Raw genomic sequence first — 20,795 nt, forward strand, 5'->3', positions numbered from 1 at the left:
AATCATGAAAGCAAAAACACATATAAAAACATTGATAGCAATTATAATGCTGCTACCAAGTATAATTTTTTCTCAAGAAGATTACGAATTATGGGGAATGACTTTTCGAGGAGGAAAATCTGATATGGGAACCATATTTAAGACAGATGAAAATGCCGAAAATCTTGAAGTTCAATACGATTTTTTTAAAACTGATGGCTATGATATAGATAGTGGAGTAATAGAAGCCTCTAACGGAAAGTTTTATGGACTGTCGCCTTATTCGGGACTTTATTTATATGGTGTTTACTATGATAGCGATAATATTGGTGGAGTTTTGTATGAATATGATCCTGCAACTGGAGTGTTTGAAACTAAATTTAGGTTTGGTGTTGATGAGTTTGAGGTGATCAATTCAACAAACGGAAAGCGTCCTGAAGGAGCACTTATTGAAGTTAATAATAAACTTTATGGAATGACTAGAGAAGGAGGAGACCATGGTGATGGAGTCATTTTTGAATATGATTACTTGCAAGATACCTTTACAAAACTTCATGATTTTAATGATTTAAATGGTAGAGCACCAGAAGGAGAACTTACATATGCTTCTAATGGAAAACTATATGGAATGACTTCTGTTGGAGGTGATTATGATGATGGTGTTATTTTCGAATTTGATCTCAACACTAATACTTACACAAAAAAGATCGATTTTGATGATAATGCACTAAACCCTGGAAGAAGACCTTATGGTTCATTGTTCGAAGCTAGTAATGGAAAGCTGTATGGCTTAACCAGTGAAGGTGGTACAAATGATTCTGGTGTATTATTTGAATATGATTTTATTACCAATACATTGACTAACTTATTTAATTTTGGATTAGCTGGAACTTCTGGAGCTTATCCGCTGGGAACATTGGTGGAAGGTCCAAACAATTCTTTAGAACTATTTGGTACAACTTCTGAAGGAGGTACAGAAGATTACGGTATTCTTTTCAAATATAATATATCAACAAGTACCTTTACTACACAGTTAAGTTTTGCATCTTCAAACAATTTAGGTTATTCGCCAGGACCTAAGCTTACTCTGGCATCTAATGACAAGCTATATGGAGTTACAGAGTATGGTGGAGCTAGTGGAATAGGATCCTTGTTTGAGTATAATCCATCTACTGGTCAATCTAGTTTACTATATGGTTTTAATATAAATTCTGGGTATTATCCATATGCTGGTCTTTTTGAAGCTTCAGACGGTAAATTATATAGCGTAGCTAATAAGACGCGTTATGGAGTAGTAGACTCTTTCAATAGTATGTTTTATAGTTTTGATTTATCTACAAATAGTTATAACCCAATTTTAAAATTTAATAGCTCAACAGATGGAGCAGGACCTGATGGAAGTTTAATATATTCTGAAAACAGACAAAAATTCTATGGCTTGACATTAAGAGGGGGAATAAATGACTCAGGCGCAATTTTCGAATATAACCCAATAAGTAATATTTATACAAGGCTACATAGTTTTGATGAACCAGATAATAGCTCTGAAATGGGAATTTTGCCAAGAGCAAGTCTACTAGAGGCATCTAATAGTAAGTTGTATGGAACAGCATTTAGAGGAGGAAGTAATGAACTAGGTATGCTGTTTGAGTTTGATTTATCAACAAACACTTTTGCTAAGAAGCATGATTTTGGTCAGGTGCTAGGTGGAACACCATTAGGTGATTTGGTTCAGGCTTCTAACAATAAAATTTATGGAATGACATCAGTAGGAGGACAAGGTGTTTACATGGAAACTTTAGTGCCTGTAGGTGTTATTTATGAGTATGATATAGACACAGAAAATTATACTAAAATTCACGATTTTAATCTAGAAAATGGGGCATTTCCAAATGGTGGATTAATTGAAGCTACAGATGGAAAACTTTATGGTATGACACTGAATGGTGGTTTGCAAGATGGAGGTGTTATTTTTGAATATGATTTTACTACTGGTTTTAATAAGTTGCACGAATTTGAGTACAATGGCATTAATGGGTTTAGACCTTATGGAAACTTACTTCAGTTTGATGCTAATACACTTTATGGATTGACTTCAGAAGGAGGTGTAAATGGAGACGGAACAATCTTTAAATATGATATACAAACCAATACCTTTTCTAAGGTTTTTGATTTTAATGATGTGTCAACAGGAGCTATACCACTTGGTAGCTTAACAAAATTAAATAACAAGCTTTATGGAGTTACCTCAGAAGGAGGAATACACGATTATGGTATTGTATTTGAATTTAACCCTCAAACCTTATCATTCACAAAAACGTTTGACTTTGATTCCCAGAACGGAAGATTACCTGTTACTACTACATTAGTGGTTTTAGACAGGAATACACTAACTACAAATATTGTAGAAGAAAATAAGATAATTGTTTACCCAAACCCAGCTCAACAAGACATACATATAACGACAGATGCACATATTACCAAAGTGTCTTTATTTGATGCTTTAGGTAAAGAAGTGTATTTAGAAATGACTGGTAATACAGTTAATGTAGAACCATTAAAAAGCGGTATTTACATATTAAAAGTAGAAACAGATAAAGGTTCAAACTCTAAAAAAATAATAATTAACTAACTTTATATCAATAATTTAATAATTTCAGTTATGAAAAAGTTAAACCAACTAATCTTATTTGTTTTAGTTTTTACAATCTTTAATTGTAAGAATGACAAAAAAACAGAATCTGTTATTGAAGTAGCAGAACATGAAGAGACTGTAAAACTACCAACCAATACAATAGATATTTTAACAAGAAGTATGGAGTTTGTTATGGCAGATACTATTACTTCTGGTTGGAATACTTTTAAGTATGACAATAGAGCAAATGAAACACACTTTTTTAGATTCGTTAAAATGCCAGAAGGCATAACTTCTGAAAATTTTAAAACTGAATCCGATCCAGTTTTTGAAGAAGGTATGGATTTAATAAACGAGGGTAAAACCGAAGAAGGTTTTGCTGCTTTTAGCAAATTACCAGAGTGGTTTAGCAAATGTATTTCTACAGGTGGTTCAGGATTGATTGCACCCAAAAGTAAAACCTATACTGCTCTTTACTTGGAACCTGGTCTTTATAGTATGGAATGTTACGTAAAGATGCCTAATGGCAAATTTCACTCAACAATGGGAATGGTAAAGCAAGTATACGTAAGCGAAACAGATAGTGGAAATGTAGCTCCTAAAGCAACAGACACAATTGATATAAGAGAAGATGGATTTCATTTTAATAGACATATTCCAAAAGGAAAACATATTTTTCAGGTGAATGTTCTTAGTCAAAAACTACATGAAAACTTTGCCTCTACTGATGTGCATCTTGTAAAACTAGAATCTCATGCAAATAGAGACACTTTAGAGTCTTGGATGGTATGGTATGACCCAAAAGGGTTTATTACACCTGTTCCTAATGGTGTTGAGTTTTTAGGTGGTTTTAATGATGCAGTACAAGGCAGCACAGGCTATTTTTACGCCAATTTAAAACCAGGTAAATACGCTTTCATCGCTGAAGTACCAAATGCAAAAGCAAAAGGATTATTTAAAGAATTTGAAGTGTTAGATTAATACTTAACGTACTCAACAATTTCTAAACCATAACCAATCATACCAACACGTTTGGTTTGTTGGCTATTAGAGATTAAACGTAGTTTATGAATGTTTAAGTCATGAAGTATTTGAGCACCAATACCAAAGTCTTTACTGTCCATTTCAATTCTTGGAGCTTTTACAACTTCACCTTTAACCTGACTATCTCTTAAAGCGCTAAGACGTTTTAAAAGATTCATAGATTGTGATTGCTGGTTGATAAAGATAATAGCACCTTTACCTTCTTCGTTTATAACTTTAAACATATCATCCAACTTCTCATCGGCATTGTTGGTTAAAGTTCCTAAAATGTCATTGTTTACTAAAGTAGCATTAACACGTGTTAATATGCTTTCATCGTTAGTCCAAGTCCCTTTGGTAAGTGCAATATGGATTTGATTATTGGTTGTTTGTTGGTAAGCTCTTAATCGGAAACTTCCAAAACGAGTTTCAATGTTAAAGTCTTCTTTTTTATCAATTAAAGAATCGTGCTCCATTCTGTAAGCCACTAAATCTTCAATAGAAATTACTTTCAAGTCAAACTTTTCAGCCACTTTAACCAGTTGAGGTAAGCGTGCCATTGTGCCATCTTCATTTAAGATTTCAACAAGAATTCCTGCTGGTTTAAATCCTGCTAAACGTGCTAAATCTACAGCAGCTTCAGTATGACCTGTTCTACGAAGTACACCTCCATTTTTTGCTCTTAAAGGAAAAATATGACCAGGTCTTCCAAGGTCATGAGGTTTAGTGTCATCATCCACCAATGCTTTAATGGTTTTTGCTCTGTCGTGTACCGAAATTCCAGTGGTACATCCATGACCAATTAAATCTACAGAAACCGTAAATTGAGTGTGGTGCAAAACAGTGTTGTTTTGTACCATCATGTTAAGGTCTAAATCTTGACACCTATCTTCAGTTAAAGGCGCACAAATTAAGCCTCTACCATTAGTTGCCATAAAGTTAATCATCTCTGGAGTAACCGTTTCAGCAGCAGCTATAAAGTCGCCTTCGTTTTCTCTGTTTTCATCATCAACAACAATTACTACTTTACCATCACGAATATCATTAATGGCTTCTTCTATAGTATTCAATTCAATTTTCACGGATTGTTTTGCGGTTTTAAGCATAACGAGCATATATTTATGCTGCAAAGATATGGCTTATTTTATATTTTTTATGCTACTTTTTGATAACTCTTCTTTTACTCTGTTTTTTAACAAGAAATAGGTTAAAGCATAAAAAGGCAGACCAATAAGCAGCAAAAAGTAATTGATTTTTTTATCACTCTCTTTGAGTGTGCTGAAAAACTTAGAAATCTTGATTGAAGATACTACAAAGTAAATCGCAAAGAATAATAGTGCAATTAAACCTAAGTTAAGTATAGTAACTGCTAATTCAGGAAGCTTATTGTTTTTAAATACAAAATGAAGTACTATAAAAACAGCAGCAATAGCATAAGACACAAATGTGGTTAACGAGTAGTCGTTAAAGTCTTTTGCAACTTTTTCAGAGGCTATAAAATTCGTATCAATGTTAATGCCTTTTTCAACTATTTCGCTTGTGTTTAAACCTAGTTTTTTAAGTTGCGCATAGGCTCTAGGTTTTACGGTTTCGTCGTAATCGTACGATTCAAAGTTTTTAATAACATCTACTAGCTTATCTTCATCGTAAGTTTCAAGCTTCTTATAACTTAGTAGAAGTGGATCATTTTCATCTTTGGGTTTTATTCTGAATAGTTTTTTAAGCGGATCTAATATGGAATCAAACTCAAATAAACCTCTATCTTTTGTGGCACGACGTGTTAAATAAATACTTAAAGGTAACATGATTAATGTTGAAAGCCATGTTGCAAAAACAGGATTGAAAGACCCATCCTGAGAACTGTTTTTAGAAAAAATTCCTATAAAATGGTAGGTCAAAAACAATAATATTGCAATAACCAAAGGTAAACCAATACCTCCTTTTCTTATTAGTGCACCAAGAGGAGCGCCAACAAAGAATAGAATTATACAAGCAAATCCTAGTGCGTATTTTTCGTGTAATGAAATGATGTGCTTGTTTAGCCACTTGGTTTTACTAGTAGCTGCAAATGATTTAGATTCTATAATTTGATTAGTACTATTAACTGTATTTGTAGCCAAATTAAGAAGTTGAACTTTGGTTTTTGTATCAAATAACTCTAGGACTTCACCTGTGTAATTAGAATCTTTTTTGGTTTCAATGTCGTCTTTTAAATTGGCAATAGATGTTCTTTCATAAAGTGTTTTAGAAAAATCTTTAAAGTCATTTGATTTTTCATTGTAAAGACTATCTATAGTGTAGTTTAGGTCGCTTACATCAAGCATGTTAAACCTGCTTTCGTAACTCTTTTCCTCGTAATCTACATCGTTTAGTCCTTCTAAATCAACATTTATAACGTACTTTTCAAAGTAACTTTTTACATGTGGTTTTTTTACATTTTGTTTTGGGTCGTTACTAATAACTTCGTCATAGTAATTACCATTGTAAAGTACTAATTGTAAAATATTAGAGTTTTCACTACTTATCAGTTCTCCAGTTTCAGAAGAAATTACAGTATAGTTCCCAACTCTTTTCGTGTTTTTTTTATGTATGTAAACATTTTTTAAGTACTGGCCTTTTTCACCGCTTTTTTCTTCTACTTTAATATTGTAGTTACCAACTTCGTTAAACTGCCCTTCGGCAATAGCCATAGCAGGTAGTGTTTTGGCAATGTTTTTTCTTAAGTTATAAAAGTTATAGTTAGCCCAAGGGATAACGTTGTTAGCAAAGAAAAATGTAACTACAGCAAGTATGAGTATAAAAACACTTAAACCTCTCATTGCTCTTTGCAATGAAATACCTGTAGATTTCATCGCGGCAAATTCATAGTTTTCGGCAAAGCTACCAAACACCATTATTGAGGCTAAAAGAATAGTAAGCGGTAAAATTAGAGGAATAAGGGTAGGAGTTACATATACAAGAAACTTAAGTATTACAGAAACCGCTAAATCTTTTCCTGCAAGTTCACTTATATACAACCAAATAGATTGTAAAACAAAAATGAGCATGAGTATCACAAACACGCTCATAAATGTTTTTAAGTACGTTTTAAGTATGTACCTATCAAGTATTTTCATTAATTAAAGCCTAATCCAATTTATTGATGTAGTAATCTTTATACTTATTCTCATCAAAAGTAAATAAGGATTTTGAAATCGGCTCATTAGTTTTAAAAGAATTAACAGTTAAAGTTGTTTTTGTTCCATTTTTACCAACTTCAATAAGGTTGTAAATATGCTTGGTTTGTGCATCAATACCTAATAAAACTTGCTTAATTTCAGAATTAGTATCAATTGGACTTAGTTTTACATATTGAATTTTTCTACCATTTACATTTTGAACAATATCCATTGTGTAAGTGTAACCATCTTCGTAAAAAGATAACATTTTACTAGGTGTGATTGTGCTTTCATCTTCAGAATTATCTGAAGAAATAGTTACTTCTTCATCATCAGGACTTATCGTGTAAAGGGTTTTACCATCAAAAATTCTAGTAGCTCCTAAAATGTTAAGTCTGTATTTTTCACCTTGCATTACAACATCACCACGAGTTTCTTGGTCAATGTTTTCACTTGTGTTTTTTAATGCATATTTAAAGTCAATACTAATGTTTTCATAGCTTTTAATCTTTGCGCTAACTTCATTAAGTAAGTTTTTAGCTGAATTTTGTGCTACTGTGCTAAAACTGATTAAAAGGACTAATGCTATTATAATTTTTTTCATCATTATGTTTTTTGTGCCTAAAGGCTTTCGTTTTCTAATAGTTGGTCTAATGCTGCTAAATCTGGTACTAAAACCTGACGTGCTTTACTGCCTTCAAAACCACCAACAATACCAGCAGCTTCAAGTTGGTCAATTAACCTTCCAGCTCTGTTGTAACCTAATTTTAATTTACGTTGCAACAATGATGCTGAACCTTGTTGTGCAGTTACAATTATTTCGGCAGCTTCTCTAAACAGCTTATCTCTGTCTTCTATATCTATATCAATACTTGTGCCACTTTCTTCACCAACATACTCTGGTAAAAGGTAAGCATCTGGATATGCTTTTTGTGCACCAATAAATTCAGTGATTTTTTCTACTTCTGGTGTGTCGACAAAAGCACATTGTATTCTTATAATGTCGTTTCCTTGAGTGTAAAGCATATCTCCACGACCAATAAGTTGGTCTGCTCCAGCTCCATCTAAAATAGTACGTGAGTCTATTTTTGAAGTTACTCTAAAAGCGATACGAGCAGGGAAGTTTGCTTTAATAATACCAGTAATAACGTTAACCGATGGACGTTGTGTAGCAATAATTAGGTGAATACCAATAGCACGAGCTAATTGCGCTAAACGCGCAATTGGAGTTTCAACTTCTTTTCCTGCAGTCATAATTAAATCGGCAAACTCATCAACAACCAAGACAATATATGGTAAGTATTGATGGCCTTCGTTAGGATTTAATTTTCTAGCTTTAAACTTTTCGTTGTATTCTTTAATGTTACGACACATTGCGTTTTTAAGCATTTCGTAACGATTATCCATTTCAATACACAAAGAGTTTAACGTGTTAATCACTTTAGTGTTATCGGTAATTATGGCTTCCTCACTATCAGGTAGTTTTGCCAAATAATGACGTTCAATTTTATTGAATAAAGTAAGTTCTACTTTTTTAGGGTCAACCAACACAAACTTAACTTCAGCAGGATGTTTCTTATACAATAGCGAAGTTAAAACTGCATTTAAACCTACCGATTTTCCTTGTCCTGTAGCACCTGCCATAAGTAAATGAGGCATTTTTGCTAAGTCTACAACCATGGTTTCATTGCTAATGGTTTTACCAAAAGCAATAGGCAATTGCATGTCAGATTTTTGAAATTTTTGCGAAGCAATTACCGAACGCATAGAAACAATAGTTGAGTTTTTGTTTGGCACCTCAATACCTATGGTTCCTTTTCCTGGAATAGGAGCAATAATACGAATTCCTAATGCTGAAAGCGATAATGCAATATCGTCTTCAAGGTTTTTAATTCTTGAAATTCTTACTCCAGCTTCAGGGACAATTTCATAAAGTGTTACTGTTGGTCCAATAGTAGCTTTAATGTTAGAAATTCCAATTTTGTAGTTATTCAGGGTTTCTACAATTCGGTTTTTGTTTTCTTCTAGCTCTTCTTGGTTTATGGTGATACCTTCAGAATCGTATTTTTTTAACAAATCTAAAGGCGGAAATTCAAACTTACTGAGTTCTAGTGTTGGGTCAAACTGTCCGAAATCTTCAACGAGCTTATTTGATAAGTTATCAGCTTCAGAAATTTCTTCTTCAAATTGTTCAATCTCTATTTCTACGTCTTCTTTAACCTCTTCAGTAACTTCAACTTTTATAGGCTCTTTTTTAGGTTCTGGTTTTGAATGGTTTTCAATAGTAGGCTCTACAGTATCTTCAACATTAAGCTCAAAAGCAGATTTGATATCTTCAGCTTCGGCAGTTAGGTCATTATCTACAGCAATTGAAGTATCATTATCAGTGGTAGTGTTGAACTCATTTTTAAGGTCTTTTTTGGCACGTTTAAAAAGATTTACAAAGGTTTGACCTGTAAATTTAAATCGGATAGCTAAATAGGAAATCAATCCAAAAAGTAGGAGTAGTGCTGTACCAATTTTACCAATGTAATCTTGGAAATAAGAGTTCATTTCAAAACCTATGGTTCCTCCAAGTATGTTGTATTTGTGCGTAAAAAAACCAAAAAATATGGATAACCAAATAACAATTAGTGTTCCCCATATCCAGTGTTTTCTTAGCTTAGTTTTATTAATATCTAGTGTAACGTAAACACCTGAAAGGAATAGTAAACCTGAAAAGATAAACGATGCAATACCAAATCCTTTAGTGATAAACAATTCGCTTAACCAAGCACCAATAACATTCATCCAGTTTTCGGCTTCTTGCTCGCGAGAAGGAAATTGACTAACGATGCTTTGATCTGCTTTTCCACTAAATAAAAACGACAAGAAAGCTATAAAGAGTATGATACCAAATATCATCAACAAACTACCAAAAATTAATTTTTGTTGGCTTGTTAATGTTAAATTCGGCTTTTTAAATTTAGAAGTTTTACTGCTTTTAGTTTTGGTTTTCTTCTTCGCCATCAACGCATTGTTAGATTAAAACAAAAATACAAATTACTAACGTTTATCCTAACGGAATTAGTATTAAAACAACTTTGGGATATAAATCACCAAAGCGCCTATAATAGCTGTAACCGATGCGATAAAAACTGCACCAGCAGCTATGTCTTTTATTCTGCCAATTGACTTGTGATGTTCAGGATGAATAAAATCTGCAATATATTCAACAGCAGTATTAACACCTTCAATACTTATTACTAAACCAATAAACGCTATTTGAAATAACCATTCGGTAGTAGAAATATTAAAATAAAATCCAGCAGCAGTAACTAGAATAGCTACTACTATCTGAATTTTTATACTTGCTTCGGTTTTGATTAAGTAAGCAGCACCTTTATAGGCAAAACCTACGCTTTTTAATCTGTTTTGTAAAAAAGACTCCTTTTTGGGCATTTGTAAATTAAGATAAAGCGTCTAATGCAGCTTTGTAGTTAGGTTCGTCTACAATTTCAGCAACTTGCTCAGTATGTGTAACAACACCATCAGCATTGATTACTACAATGCATCTAGAGTGTAAAGCTTCTAGTGGACCATCAGTAAAATCTAAACCATAAGCTTTTCCAAAACTACCATCTTTGTAATCAGATAAACTAATCACATTATCTAGTCCTTCAGCACCACAAAAACGTGATTGTGCAAAAGGTAAATCTTTAGAGATGCACAATACTTTAGTGTTGTTTAAGCTACTTGCTTCTTTGTTAAAAGTTCTTACAGATTGAGCACAAGTACCAGTATCAACACTTGGGAAGATGTTTAAAATTACATTGCTGCCTTTAAAATCATTTAACGATTTACTGCCTAAATCGTTTGTGGTAAGGGTGAAATCTGGAGCTTTAGAACCAACAGATGGTAAAGTTCCTGAAGTATGTATTGTATTTCCTTTTAAAGTTACGATTGCCATAATATTGTGATTTTTTATTTATGCTAAAATTAATGATTATTTGAGGCTTAATCATTAAAAAAAGTATAATATTTTTAAAATAGAAGTTTAAATTAAAACGTACCTACTAAACCTATTTGGTTGGAACTGAATTTAATATTCCAGCTGATTTGTTTTTCTCTTTTAGGAGTGTTGTAAGCATTTTCATCGTTTAAAAACTTATCAATACTATCTACAACAACTATACTAACAATTGCACTAAAAGCAATGTCGGTAACCCAATGTGCATCATCAATAATTCTTGATATTGGAGGAATTGCTCCAACGGTATAAATACCTGCTTTAACCCAAGGGTTTTTAAATTGTTTGGCTATAGAATGTGCCATAGTTACAGAAAGAATAGTATGTCCCGAAGGAAAGGATCTAAAAGCAGCTTCTCCAGAGAAAGGTTTAAAAGTGTAGTTGTCATAACCAGAACCAGGACGAGCTCTACCAATTGCAGCTTTACTAACAGTTTGTATTAAACCTGTAGTTATAGATGATGAAATAATTAAAACACTAGTTTTACGGACTTTTTCATTTTTAGTAAATATCCCAAACGCATATAAACCTGCATTTGCCATAAAGTAGTTTTGTGGACTACCAAAATACCAACCAAAGTCTCTTAATGGTGTAGGGAAGTCGTCTTTATTGTTTAAAGCAAAGTCGCGAATAGGCTCATCCGCTAAACTAAGTGCTGCAGTACCTGCAACAAATAAACCAAGCTTTTCAAAATCTTTAGATTTCCAATGTAGCGGTCTAGTAAAAGAATGTCCTACACCTTTTAAAGTGTATTTAAAATCATGCTTAGCTAATTGCCATATTGAAGTAGAATCTTGCTCTTGTACATCAATAACAAGCTGTTGCGCTACAGAGTTGTTGTAGGTAAACAGCATTATAGCTAGAACTGTTATTACTTTAAATCTAAGAAGCACTCTCTTTATTACAATTAAGCGTGATGGTATTTTTTTATCTTAATTCAGCTCCAAGTTGCTTTTCAAAATTAGATTGCAACTTGTTCATGATTTTGTCTATTTGCTTATCTGTAAGTGTTTTGTGCTCGTCTTGTAATGTAAAACTCACAGCATAACTCTTTTTACCTTTTGGAAGGTTTTTACCTTGATATACATCAAACAAATCAACATCTTTAAGAAGCTGTTTTTCAGTTTGCATAGCAATGGTATCTATTTGCTCAAAAGTAACATTGTCATCAAGTAAGAGCGCAAAATCACGTCTTACTTCAGGGTATTTAGGAATGTCTTTAAAAGTAATGTTATTCTGTTTAACAGTTTCTATAATGTTATCCCAATTAAAATCAGCAAAAAGTACGCTTTGGGCTATTCCAAAATGTTTCAATACTTTTTTACCGATTAATCCAAATTCTACTAATTTGACTTTTCCTTTAGATAAAGAAATACCTTCACTAAAAACATCATTTTTAATAGGAGAAACTTTTAACGAAGTTATACCAAGACGTTCTAAAACAGCAGTAATAGTTCCTTTAAGGTAAAAGAAATCACTTTGTTGTGTTGGAGCGTTCCAACGTTCAGTATTTCTGTTTCCGCTAACAAAAAGAGATAAGTGTTTGTGCTCTTCACGATTACCATTGTAGTTGTGATAAGTTTTACCAAACTCATATAATTTAAGGTTGTCTCTTTTTCTGTTGATGTTATGACTTACAGCTTCTAAACCAGAAAATAGTAAGCTTTGACGCATAACGCTTAAATCGTTACTCAACGGATTAAGCATTTCTACATTATGCTCGTCGTTTAAGTTTTGCGTTAAAGCAATGTATTTTGGATTTGTAAGTGAATTTGCCATAATCTCATAAAATCCTTGAGCAGACAATTGATTACCTACAATATTTTGCAATTTATAATCTTCAAAACGCGATGAGTTCGAAATCGAAGCATTTAATTTTTCGGTAGTTTTAATGTTGTTGTAACCATAAACTCTCAAGATTTCTTCAATAACGTCGGCTTCACGTTGTACGTCATTTCTATAGGCAGGAACTGTTAGTCCTAAACCAGCTTCAGTAACGTTATTTACTTTAATGTCTAAGGACGTAAGTATTCTTTTGATAACTTCTTTAGGGATTTCCTCTCCAATAAGTTTTTTGGCGTTTTCAAAACTTAAACGTACCTGAAAATCTTCAATTTTATTTGGATACATGTCAATAACGTCACTCGTTATTTCACCACCAGCAATATCCTGAATTAATAATGCAGCACGTTTTAGTGCATATTCAGTAATATTAGGGTCAATACCACGTTCAAACCTAAAAGAAGCATCAGTATTTAAACCGTGTCTTTTAGCTGTTTTTCGCACACTTACAGGATTGAAATAAGCACTTTCTAAAAAGATACTAGTTGTACTTTCGGTTACTCCAGATTCAATACCACCAAAAACACCAGCAATACACATAGGTTTTTCGGCATCACAAATCATTAAATCTTCTTCATGTAACTCGCGTTCTACTTCATCTAAAGTTGTAAACTTTGTGCCTTTAGGTAGTGTTTTTACAATAACTTTATTTCCTGTAATCTTATTAGCATCAAAAGCATGTAAGGGTTGACCAAGTTCATGAAGTACATAGTTGGTGATATCTACAACATTGTTTTTTGGCGCTAAACCAATGGCTTTTAATCGGTTTTGTAACCAAGCTGGAGATGCTTCAACTTTTATTCCAGAAATTGTAACTCCGCAATAACGAGGAGCTAGTTCTTTATCATTAACTTCTACATCAACTTTTAAAGTTCTGCTATCTACATGAAATGCACTTACTGAAGGTGTTATCAACTCAAGGTTAATGTCCTTTTGAAGTAAGCCTGCTTTAAGGTCTCTTGCTGTACCAAAATGACTCATTGCATCAGCTCTGTTGGGAGTTAACCCAATTTCAAAAACATGGTCGTTTTCTACTTTGAAAATTTCAGAAGCTAATGCGCCTACCTTTATTTTCTCATCTAGAACTAAAATACCTTCATGAGACGATCCTAGACCAAGTTCATCCTCAGCGCAAATCATTCCGTGGCTTTCTTCACCTCTAATTTTTCCTTTTTTGATTTTCCAAGCTTCACCTTCGCTTGTGTAAAGTGTAGTTCCTATAGTAGCGACAGGTACTTTTTGACCAGCAGCAACATTAGGTGCTCCACAAACAATTTGTAAAGGCGTTTCTTCACCAATATTTACAGTAGTAACTTTTAGTCTGTCAGCATTTGGGTGTTGTACACAGGTAAGAACCTCTCCAACAACTATACCTTCAAGTCCGCCTTTAATAGATTGAAACGACTCAATACCTTCAACTTCCAAGCCTAAATCAGTTAGGAGTTCTCCAGTTTTTTCAGGACTCCAATCTGTTTTTATAAATTGCTTTAACCAATTATATGAAATCTTCATGTGATGTTTTAAAATAGAATCGACAAAGATAAAACATTGCAGCAATGATTCAAATATTGCTAACTAATTTCTGTTTTTATTATTTAGAGCAAGAAATTTGTAGTTAGTCACTTACTTTTTGGGTAATAATTGCTCCCATATAAAAGATTTTAGTCTACCATTGAATTTTTTAATGCTCGATGTTTGTTTTTGTGTTGCACCTTGTTTTTCTTTGGAGAGTATATAATTAATCCATTTTTATTTATGCAAAAATACCTCACTTTGCTACTCATTTTACTTATAGTGTCGTGTAAAGAAAATCCTGAAAAGTTAAAAACAGGAAACTATAGAGCAACGCTTAAAGTTAATGACACATTAAACCTACCGTTTAACTTTGAAGTAACAGCACCTAAGTCCATTAAAATATTTAATGCTGAAGAAGTTATTTTGGTAAATGAGATTACTTATGCTAACGACTCGGTAATTATTCAAATGCCAGTTTTTGACGCTTTTTTAAAAGTAAAGATAGAAGGCGATATGCTTAAAGGATTTTATGTAAAAGAGGACTTGGATCGAGTTGTTGATTTTGAAGCGGAGTTTGGCAACTCTGAGCGATTTGCTACAAGCGAAAGAGTCTCTAAATATACAGTTGAAGGGAATTGGGAAACGCTTTTTAGCCCAAATTCTGTAGAAGATAAATACATAGCTAAAGGTATTTTTAAGCAAGATGGAAATAAGGTAACAGGAACTTTTAGAACCACAACTGGCGATTACAGATATCTTGAAGGTGTTATCAATGCTGATAAATTAAGCTTGTCTACCTTTGATGGAGCACACGCGTTTTTATTTACTGCTACAGTTGCTGATAGTATTATGGAAGGTATGTTTTACTCTGGAGCACATTGGAAAGAGCCTTTTATAGCAAAACGAAATGACACTTTTGAATTACCTGACGCTAACGATTTAACCTATTTAAAAGAAGGTTATGATGCGTTGGAGTTTTCTTTTCCTGATGCATCTGGTGCAATGGTGTCTTTAGCTGACGAGCAGTTTAAAGATAAAGTGGTTGTGGTGCAAATTATGGGTAGCTGGTGTCCAAACTGTTTGGATGAAAGTAAATTTTATTCTGAATATTATAAGAACAATCAAGATAAAGATATTGCTTTTGTTGCACTTGCTTTTGAGTATGCTAAAACCGAAGAAAAAGCCTTTAATAGTATAAAACGATTACAAAACGATGTTGGGATTGAATATCCTGTACTATTAGCACAATACGGAACCTCTAATAAAACCAAGGCACAACAGAAACTACCAATGTTAAACCATGTATTGTCTTATCCAACATCCATTTTTATAGATAAAAAAGGAGCAGTAAGAAAAATTCATACAGGGTTTAATGGTCCTGCTACAGGTGAAAAATATATTGAGTTTAAAACCGAGTTTGAAAGTTTTGTAAATGAGTTGTTAGCGGAAGACTAACAGCAAAAACTATTTTCTTAATCCAAACCCTTTAGGCGCTTTTAGCTTTGAGGAATCATACATGTTTATATATATTGAAACAGTATCCTTTGAACCTTCCCAAGTCACTCTATAATTGTCTAACATAGCATGACCCATTATTCCGTTTTCACTTTTTACAGGACAGCAGCTTCCTGCCCTGTAATAAGAAACGGTTTCGCCATTTGGTCCTGTTAAGGCATTAAGGTATCTGCGTTCGTTCATTGGACCTTCATTTTCACTCACTCCTCCAACTTCAACAGCATTTTTAGGAGAATATCCATAACTGTCATCGGTTGAAATTTCAGTCACCAAAAACATATATTCGTTAACTAAAATTTGAGCTTGATTTTTAGAAGTTTTCTTTATTGCACTTTTGGACGAAGAGCAAGCAATTGTAGCAATGCAAACTAAAATGAGTAAAACAATTTTTTTCATTCTATACTTTTTTTATTCAGGACTATAACCTAGTAGCTTATCAATTGTACCAGCAGTAACCGAGTGGTAATTAGGTCTTGCTTTTTTGTAAATAACAAGAGCTTCATCAACTCTGTTGGCATTCTTAAACGCTCTAAATAGTGTTTCAACATACCAACGTCTTCCTACACGAGTTAAAAAGCTGTCAATGTTTTTGTCTACATTATTGTTGTGGTAATTGTGTTTTATGGCTTGCTCAAACCATACCATAGCTATGTGCGAATTGCTTGCGTTTGAAAAATCAAAAGCATTATCAAGCATTGCTAATTGGTCTGTGGTGATGTCTTCAGGTAAATTTCTCACAAAGTGAACCCATTCTTGTGTAGTCCATTCCTTTGTAACTGAATCTTCAACTGAATTTTGATCTAAATATTTTTGAAGTGTTGCTTCAACGTTATTAAATTTATCTGATACAATTTTAGATTGATTGTCAGGAACACCTGGTTGATAAATCCATTCTTCAACATTAAAAGTGATATTGTTTTTTTGTAACAAGTTAGTATTAAGATACTCTACAAAATCTTCGGTTGTAAGTGTAGAAAAAGCATGTGTATTAAAATAGTCTTTAATGAACGCATCAAATTTTTCTCTTCCTACAGTTTCTTCTAGTGTTCTTAAAAACAAATAACCTTTATCGTAAGCGATACTGTTCATGCCATCATCAGGATTTTGTCCTTTTAAATCGAGTTTTAGTTTTGTGGCTTCAGGAGTATCTTTTAAAGCTTCAATTTCTTCGGTAAGATCTTGTCTTCCTATAAGTGCAATCATATTTGCTCTGTCATTACCATAAAGAGCTTCCATGATTCTTATTTCAAAATAAACCGTAAAACCTTCGTTTAGCCAAAAGTCGTTCCATGTAGCATTGGTTACTAAATTACCAGACCAAGAGTGAGCTAATTCATGAGCGATTAAAGAGGTTAAACTTTTATCTCCTGCAATTACTGTAGGTGTAGCAAAAGTAAGTCTTGGGTTTTCCATACCACCAAAAGGAAAACTAGGAGGTAGGACAATAACATCAAACTGATCCCAATCATATGTTCCATATAAATTTTCAGCAGCTGCAACCATGTTTTCCATATCAGAAAACTCATAGTGAGCAGCTTCAATCATAGATTTTTCTGCATAAACTCCTGTTCTGTCGCTAACAGGTTTGTATTCAATATCACCCACAGCTAAAGCAATAAGGTAAGGTGATATGGCTTGTTTCATTTTAAAATGATAAACGCCATCTTTGGTCTTTTCTTTTGGGTTTTCGGCACTCATTACTGCCATTAACTCAACAGGCACTTTTACTGTAGCATCATAAGTAATTCTAACTTGAGGACTGTCTTGAATTGGTATCCAAGTACGTGTTAATATGGCTTGACCTTGAGTGAATAAAAACGGATGATTTTTGTCAGCTGTTTGTTGAGGACTAAGCCATTGTAACGCTTCTGTTTTGTTGGTAGTATTGTAATTAACACTAATGGTTTTAGTGTCTTCTTTGATTGTGATAGTAAGAGGTTTACCAAGTTGCTCATTAAATTCACCTAATGAAAACTCGGTTGGTTGTCCATTTGCTAAAACCGATTGTACTTCAAGGTATTTAGTGTCTAATACAATGGTGTTAGAGTTATTGTTTTTTATATCATAAGTAGCGGTTCCTGAAACTTTTTCAGTATTAAAGTCTACTTCAATGTCTAAATTTAAATGTGTTATAACAGCTTTGTTTGGTTGAGCAAAAGAGTGTGATTCTTCAACATAAGTCTTAGTAGGTTCTTGCGCTTGTTCTGGCGCTTTTTCATTTTTGCAATTTGTAAATAAAGCAAATGCTGTAGATAATAGTAAAAAGGTTTTTTTCATGGGTAAATATTAATTATTGTACACTTGACCTCTGTGAGGTTTTAGTGCATCTCTTACAGGTTTCATGTTGTTTTCGTCTATAACTAAAAATGCAATTGCATGCATATCGTTAATGGCTTCAAAACCTGTTATTGTAACGTTAAGTTTTTGAATGTTAATATATTCTTTTAAGTGAATTTCATGGTGTTTAGCGGTTTGCAGTGCAGCTGGACCTCTAAAATCCCAAATGAGTTTTAGTTTACGCATTGGCAACAGATGTTCCGTTTTCAACAAAATTTTTAAAATCTTGCATGTAAAGTAACGATTGTTTTTTAAACGCTTTAGGCATAAGCTTAGTCATAATTTTCATAAAGAAGTTTAATGGGATAAACTCACTTTTAGATGTCCAAATAGTATGGCCTTCGCTATTTTCTTTAAAGTAATTTTCCTGTATGTTATTCATGCTATTGGTAGCATAAGTTGCATGAAATTCATGAGGTAGGTTTCTATAAGTAATGGTTTCAATAAGCTCCATATCTCGTTTACCCATTTTGTATTTCAGCTTCATTTTTGCACCAAATTCTCCAGGAGTACCCGAAATATGTTCGGCAGATACCAAACCACGTTGCCAATGTTTAAGGTTTTCAGGATTGTCTAGTTTTCTGATAACCGTATCAATAGGACTTTCAATAATGATTTCGGTAGTATACTTCATGGTAGTATAATTTATACGGACTAAATATAGTTAGTTTTTTTAAGTAAAATGTAAAAGTGATGTAAAAGCATGTTGTTTAATATTCTAATTGTTTTATTTTTGCTCAAATCACATAATAGACTACTAAATTTATGAATTTAAAGTTATTTGTACTTTCTGCTTTTTTTTGTTTCACAGCATTTAGTGTTGCCCAAACAAATAAGCAAGATGTATTGTTTACAGTTGATGGAGATCCTGTAAAAGCATCAGAGTTTATTAGAGTTTACAATAAAAATCTTGAATTGGTAAAAGACGAATCTCAAAAAGATGTAGATGAGTATTTAAAATTGTTTATCAATTATAAGCTTAAGATAAAAGAAGCAAAACGATTAGGATTAGATGAGAATGCTAATTATAAAAGAGAATTTTTAAACTATAAAAAACAGCTTACCAAAAACTATTTAACCGATAACAAAGTAACTGATGCTTTGGTTAAAGAGGCTTATGATCGTTTGGCTTACGATGTAAAAGTATCTCATATTTTATTCAGATTTGATACTTCAAATACTGATACTACTGCTGTTTACAATGACTTGTTAGAGCTTAGAAAACGTGCACAAAAAGAAGGTTTTGAAACGGTTTTTAACGATTTAAATGCAAACTACAAGCAGCAAAACTCACGAGCGTTAAATTATAAGGGTTACGAAACTTACGCTGAGCATTTAGGCTATTTTTCGGCATTTAAAATGGTTTACGATTTTGAAAATGTAGCTTACAATACAAATGTTGGAGAGGTATCGATGCCATTTAGAAGTAGTTTTGGATATCATATTTTAAAGGTAGAAGACAAGAGACCATCAAGAGGAGAGGTTACAGTTAAGCATATAATGGTGTCAAACAAGCAAATGGATTCTACTTTAAAACCAGAAGTACGTATCAACGAACTGTATAAAAAGATTGAACAAGGAGAGAGTTTTGAAATGTTGGCTAAACAATTTTCGGACGATAAAAGTTCATCAGGAAAAGGAGGATTATTATCACCATTTAAAAGCGGTCAATTAAGCTCAACAGCTTTTGAAGATGGTGCATTTGCTCTTAAAAATGCTGGTGATATTTCTGAGCCTTTTCAATCAGAATACGGTTGGCACATAGTTAAGCTAGTGGATAAAAAACCGTTAGATGCTTTTGATGTTATGAAACCTGAATTAGAACAAAGGGTTAAGCGCGATTCTCGTTCAGCATTAATAAATACAGCATTAACCGAAAAATTGAAATCCAGCTACAAGATTACTGAAAACGAAAAAGCCTTAACTTATTTTGAAACCTTAATTGTTGATGATTTTTTCAAAGGCGCTTGGAATGTTCCCTCAGGTTTTGATGCTAAGAAAAACTTTTTAGTTATTGGAAATACTGAGTTTAGTTATGGCGATTTTGCTAACCATCTTAAAAGTGTACAAAGAGGGTATTTAGGTAAAAACGTTTCGCCAAAAGATGTTATTTCTAAAGAATACAACGCTTTTTTAGATGCTAACCTTATTAAATACAGAGAAGATAATCTTGAGTTTGAAGATGAAAATTTTGCATTTATTTTAAACGAATACAGAGATGGATTGTTATTGTTTGACCTTATGGAAAAACAAGTGTGGAATGCAGCAGTAAAAGATACTGTTGGTCTTGAGGCTTATTACAATAAAAATTCTTCAAACTACGTTTGGGAAAATAGAATTGATGGAGTAGTTGCAACTGCTGCAAAAAAGAAAGATGTTTCTAAAGTGATAGACCTTTTTAAAGCTGGTAAAACTGTGGATGAGATAAATACTCAACTTAATACTGATAAAGAACAAAAAGTGATTTTTACAAGAGGTATTATGGACACACAACACCAATCTTTACCAAAAGATTTTGAATACAAAGAAGGACTTTCAAAAATTTACAATTACAATGGAGCTTACCATGTTATAAAAGTAGATAAAGTACTTCCTAAGAGTACAAAAACTTTTGAAGAGGCAAAAGGTATGGTTATAAGCGATTATCAAAACTACATTGAACAAAACTGGTTACAAAGCCTAAATGAAACCTATAAAGTAGAAGTTGATAATGCTGTTTTAGAAAAGGTAAAATCTCAAATTTTAAACTAATTTTGATTAAACGTTTTAGCGTTATTATAAT

The 20,795-nt window shown here is 32.9% G+C and carries 16 protein-coding genes; 4 read left to right on the plus strand and 12 right to left on the minus strand.

The window, feature by feature from the left end; genetic code table 11:
- Positions 1-4: 4 nt before the first annotated feature.
- Positions 5-2,611: a choice-of-anchor tandem repeat GloVer-containing protein gene (locus tag ABD011_RS15400; RefSeq protein WP_343799703.1), complete on the plus strand. Its 2,607-nt coding sequence runs from the start codon at positions 5-7 to the stop codon at positions 2,609-2,611.
- Positions 2,612-2,641: 30 nt separating this feature from the next.
- Positions 2,642-3,595, plus strand: coding sequence for a hypothetical protein (locus ABD011_RS15405; protein WP_343799705.1), 954 nt, complete (start codon positions 2,642-2,644; stop codon positions 3,593-3,595).
- Here ABD011_RS15405 and ribB read toward each other — a convergent pair.
- The 8 genes from ribB to pheT form a co-directional block, all read right to left on the minus strand.
- A complete protein-coding gene (ribB, locus tag ABD011_RS15410) occupies positions 3,592-4,743 on the minus strand; it encodes a 3,4-dihydroxy-2-butanone-4-phosphate synthase (protein ID WP_129761750.1) in 1,152 nt (383 codons plus the stop codon). The two genes, ABD011_RS15405 and ribB, sit on opposite strands and share 4 nt — an antisense overlap.
- Positions 4,744-4,776: 33 nt before the next feature.
- Positions 4,777-6,753 carry an LptF/LptG family permease gene (locus tag ABD011_RS15415; protein ID WP_343799707.1) on the minus strand — a complete coding sequence of 659 codons (1,977 nt, stop codon included), beginning with the start codon at positions 6,751-6,753 and terminating at the stop codon, positions 4,777-4,779.
- A 10-nt stretch (positions 6,754-6,763) separates the two neighbouring features.
- On the minus strand, positions 6,764-7,399 hold the full coding sequence (lolA1, locus tag ABD011_RS15420; protein ID WP_129761752.1) for an outer membrane lipoprotein periplasmic chaperone LolA1: 636 nt from the start codon (positions 7,397-7,399) through the stop codon (positions 6,764-6,766).
- A gap of 17 nt (positions 7,400-7,416) precedes the next feature.
- On the minus strand, positions 7,417-9,804 hold the full coding sequence (locus ABD011_RS15425) for a DNA translocase FtsK (protein WP_343799709.1): 2,388 nt from the start codon (positions 9,802-9,804) through the stop codon (positions 7,417-7,419).
- Positions 9,805-9,867: 63 nt separating this feature from the next.
- On the minus strand, positions 9,868-10,236 hold the full coding sequence (locus ABD011_RS15430) for a diacylglycerol kinase (protein WP_129761754.1): 369 nt from the start codon (positions 10,234-10,236) through the stop codon (positions 9,868-9,870).
- A 7-nt stretch (positions 10,237-10,243) separates the two neighbouring features.
- The gene (tpx, locus tag ABD011_RS15435) at positions 10,244-10,744 is read right to left on the minus strand and encodes a thiol peroxidase (RefSeq protein ID WP_343799711.1); all 501 of its coding nucleotides are present in this window, start codon (positions 10,742-10,744) and stop codon (positions 10,244-10,246) included.
- 92 nt (positions 10,745-10,836) lie between these two features.
- Complete coding sequence (locus ABD011_RS15440; protein WP_343799713.1) at positions 10,837-11,658, minus strand: phosphatase PAP2 family protein; 822 nt, start codon at positions 11,656-11,658, stop codon at positions 10,837-10,839.
- Between the two features lie 73 nt (positions 11,659-11,731).
- Positions 11,732-14,158: a phenylalanine--tRNA ligase subunit beta gene (gene pheT / locus ABD011_RS15445; protein WP_343799715.1), complete on the minus strand. Its 2,427-nt coding sequence runs from the start codon at positions 14,156-14,158 to the stop codon at positions 11,732-11,734.
- A gap of 243 nt (positions 14,159-14,401) precedes the next feature.
- Here pheT and ABD011_RS15450 point away from each other — a divergent pair, with 243 nt between their 5' ends.
- A complete protein-coding gene (locus ABD011_RS15450) occupies positions 14,402-15,616 on the plus strand; it encodes a peroxiredoxin family protein (protein WP_343799717.1) in 1,215 nt (404 codons plus the stop codon).
- A 9-nt stretch (positions 15,617-15,625) separates the two neighbouring features.
- Here the strand turns inward: ABD011_RS15450 and ABD011_RS15455 are convergent, their stop codons facing one another.
- The 4 genes from ABD011_RS15455 to ABD011_RS15470 are packed head-to-tail and all read right to left on the minus strand — an operon-like array spanning position 15,626 to position 18,647.
- Positions 15,626-16,072 (minus strand): 2-dehydro-3-deoxyphosphooctonate aldolase, encoded by a 447-nt coding sequence (locus tag ABD011_RS15455; RefSeq protein ID WP_343799719.1) that lies wholly within the window; start codon positions 16,070-16,072, stop codon positions 15,626-15,628.
- A 12-nt stretch (positions 16,073-16,084) separates the two neighbouring features.
- A complete protein-coding gene (locus tag ABD011_RS15460; RefSeq protein WP_343799721.1) occupies positions 16,085-17,953 on the minus strand; it encodes a M1 family metallopeptidase in 1,869 nt (622 codons plus the stop codon).
- 9 nt (positions 17,954-17,962) lie between these two features.
- Positions 17,963-18,199 (minus strand): hypothetical protein, encoded by a 237-nt coding sequence (locus ABD011_RS15465; protein ID WP_129761762.1) that lies wholly within the window; start codon positions 18,197-18,199, stop codon positions 17,963-17,965.
- Positions 18,192-18,647: an SRPBCC family protein gene (locus tag ABD011_RS15470; protein WP_131509028.1), complete on the minus strand. Its 456-nt coding sequence runs from the start codon at positions 18,645-18,647 to the stop codon at positions 18,192-18,194. The genes ABD011_RS15465 and ABD011_RS15470 overlap by 8 nt, the downstream gene beginning before the upstream one ends.
- A 131-nt stretch (positions 18,648-18,778) precedes the next feature.
- Here ABD011_RS15470 and ABD011_RS15475 point away from each other — a divergent pair, with 131 nt between their 5' ends.
- Positions 18,779-20,764: a peptidylprolyl isomerase gene (locus ABD011_RS15475; protein WP_343799723.1), complete on the plus strand. Its 1,986-nt coding sequence runs from the start codon at positions 18,779-18,781 to the stop codon at positions 20,762-20,764.
- Positions 20,765-20,795: the final 31 nt, after the last annotated feature.

It is taken from the genome of Gaetbulibacter jejuensis (assembly GCF_039524015.1).
In the GTDB taxonomy this organism is placed as follows: Bacteria; Bacteroidota; Bacteroidia; order Flavobacteriales; family Flavobacteriaceae; genus Gaetbulibacter_B; species Gaetbulibacter_B jejuensis.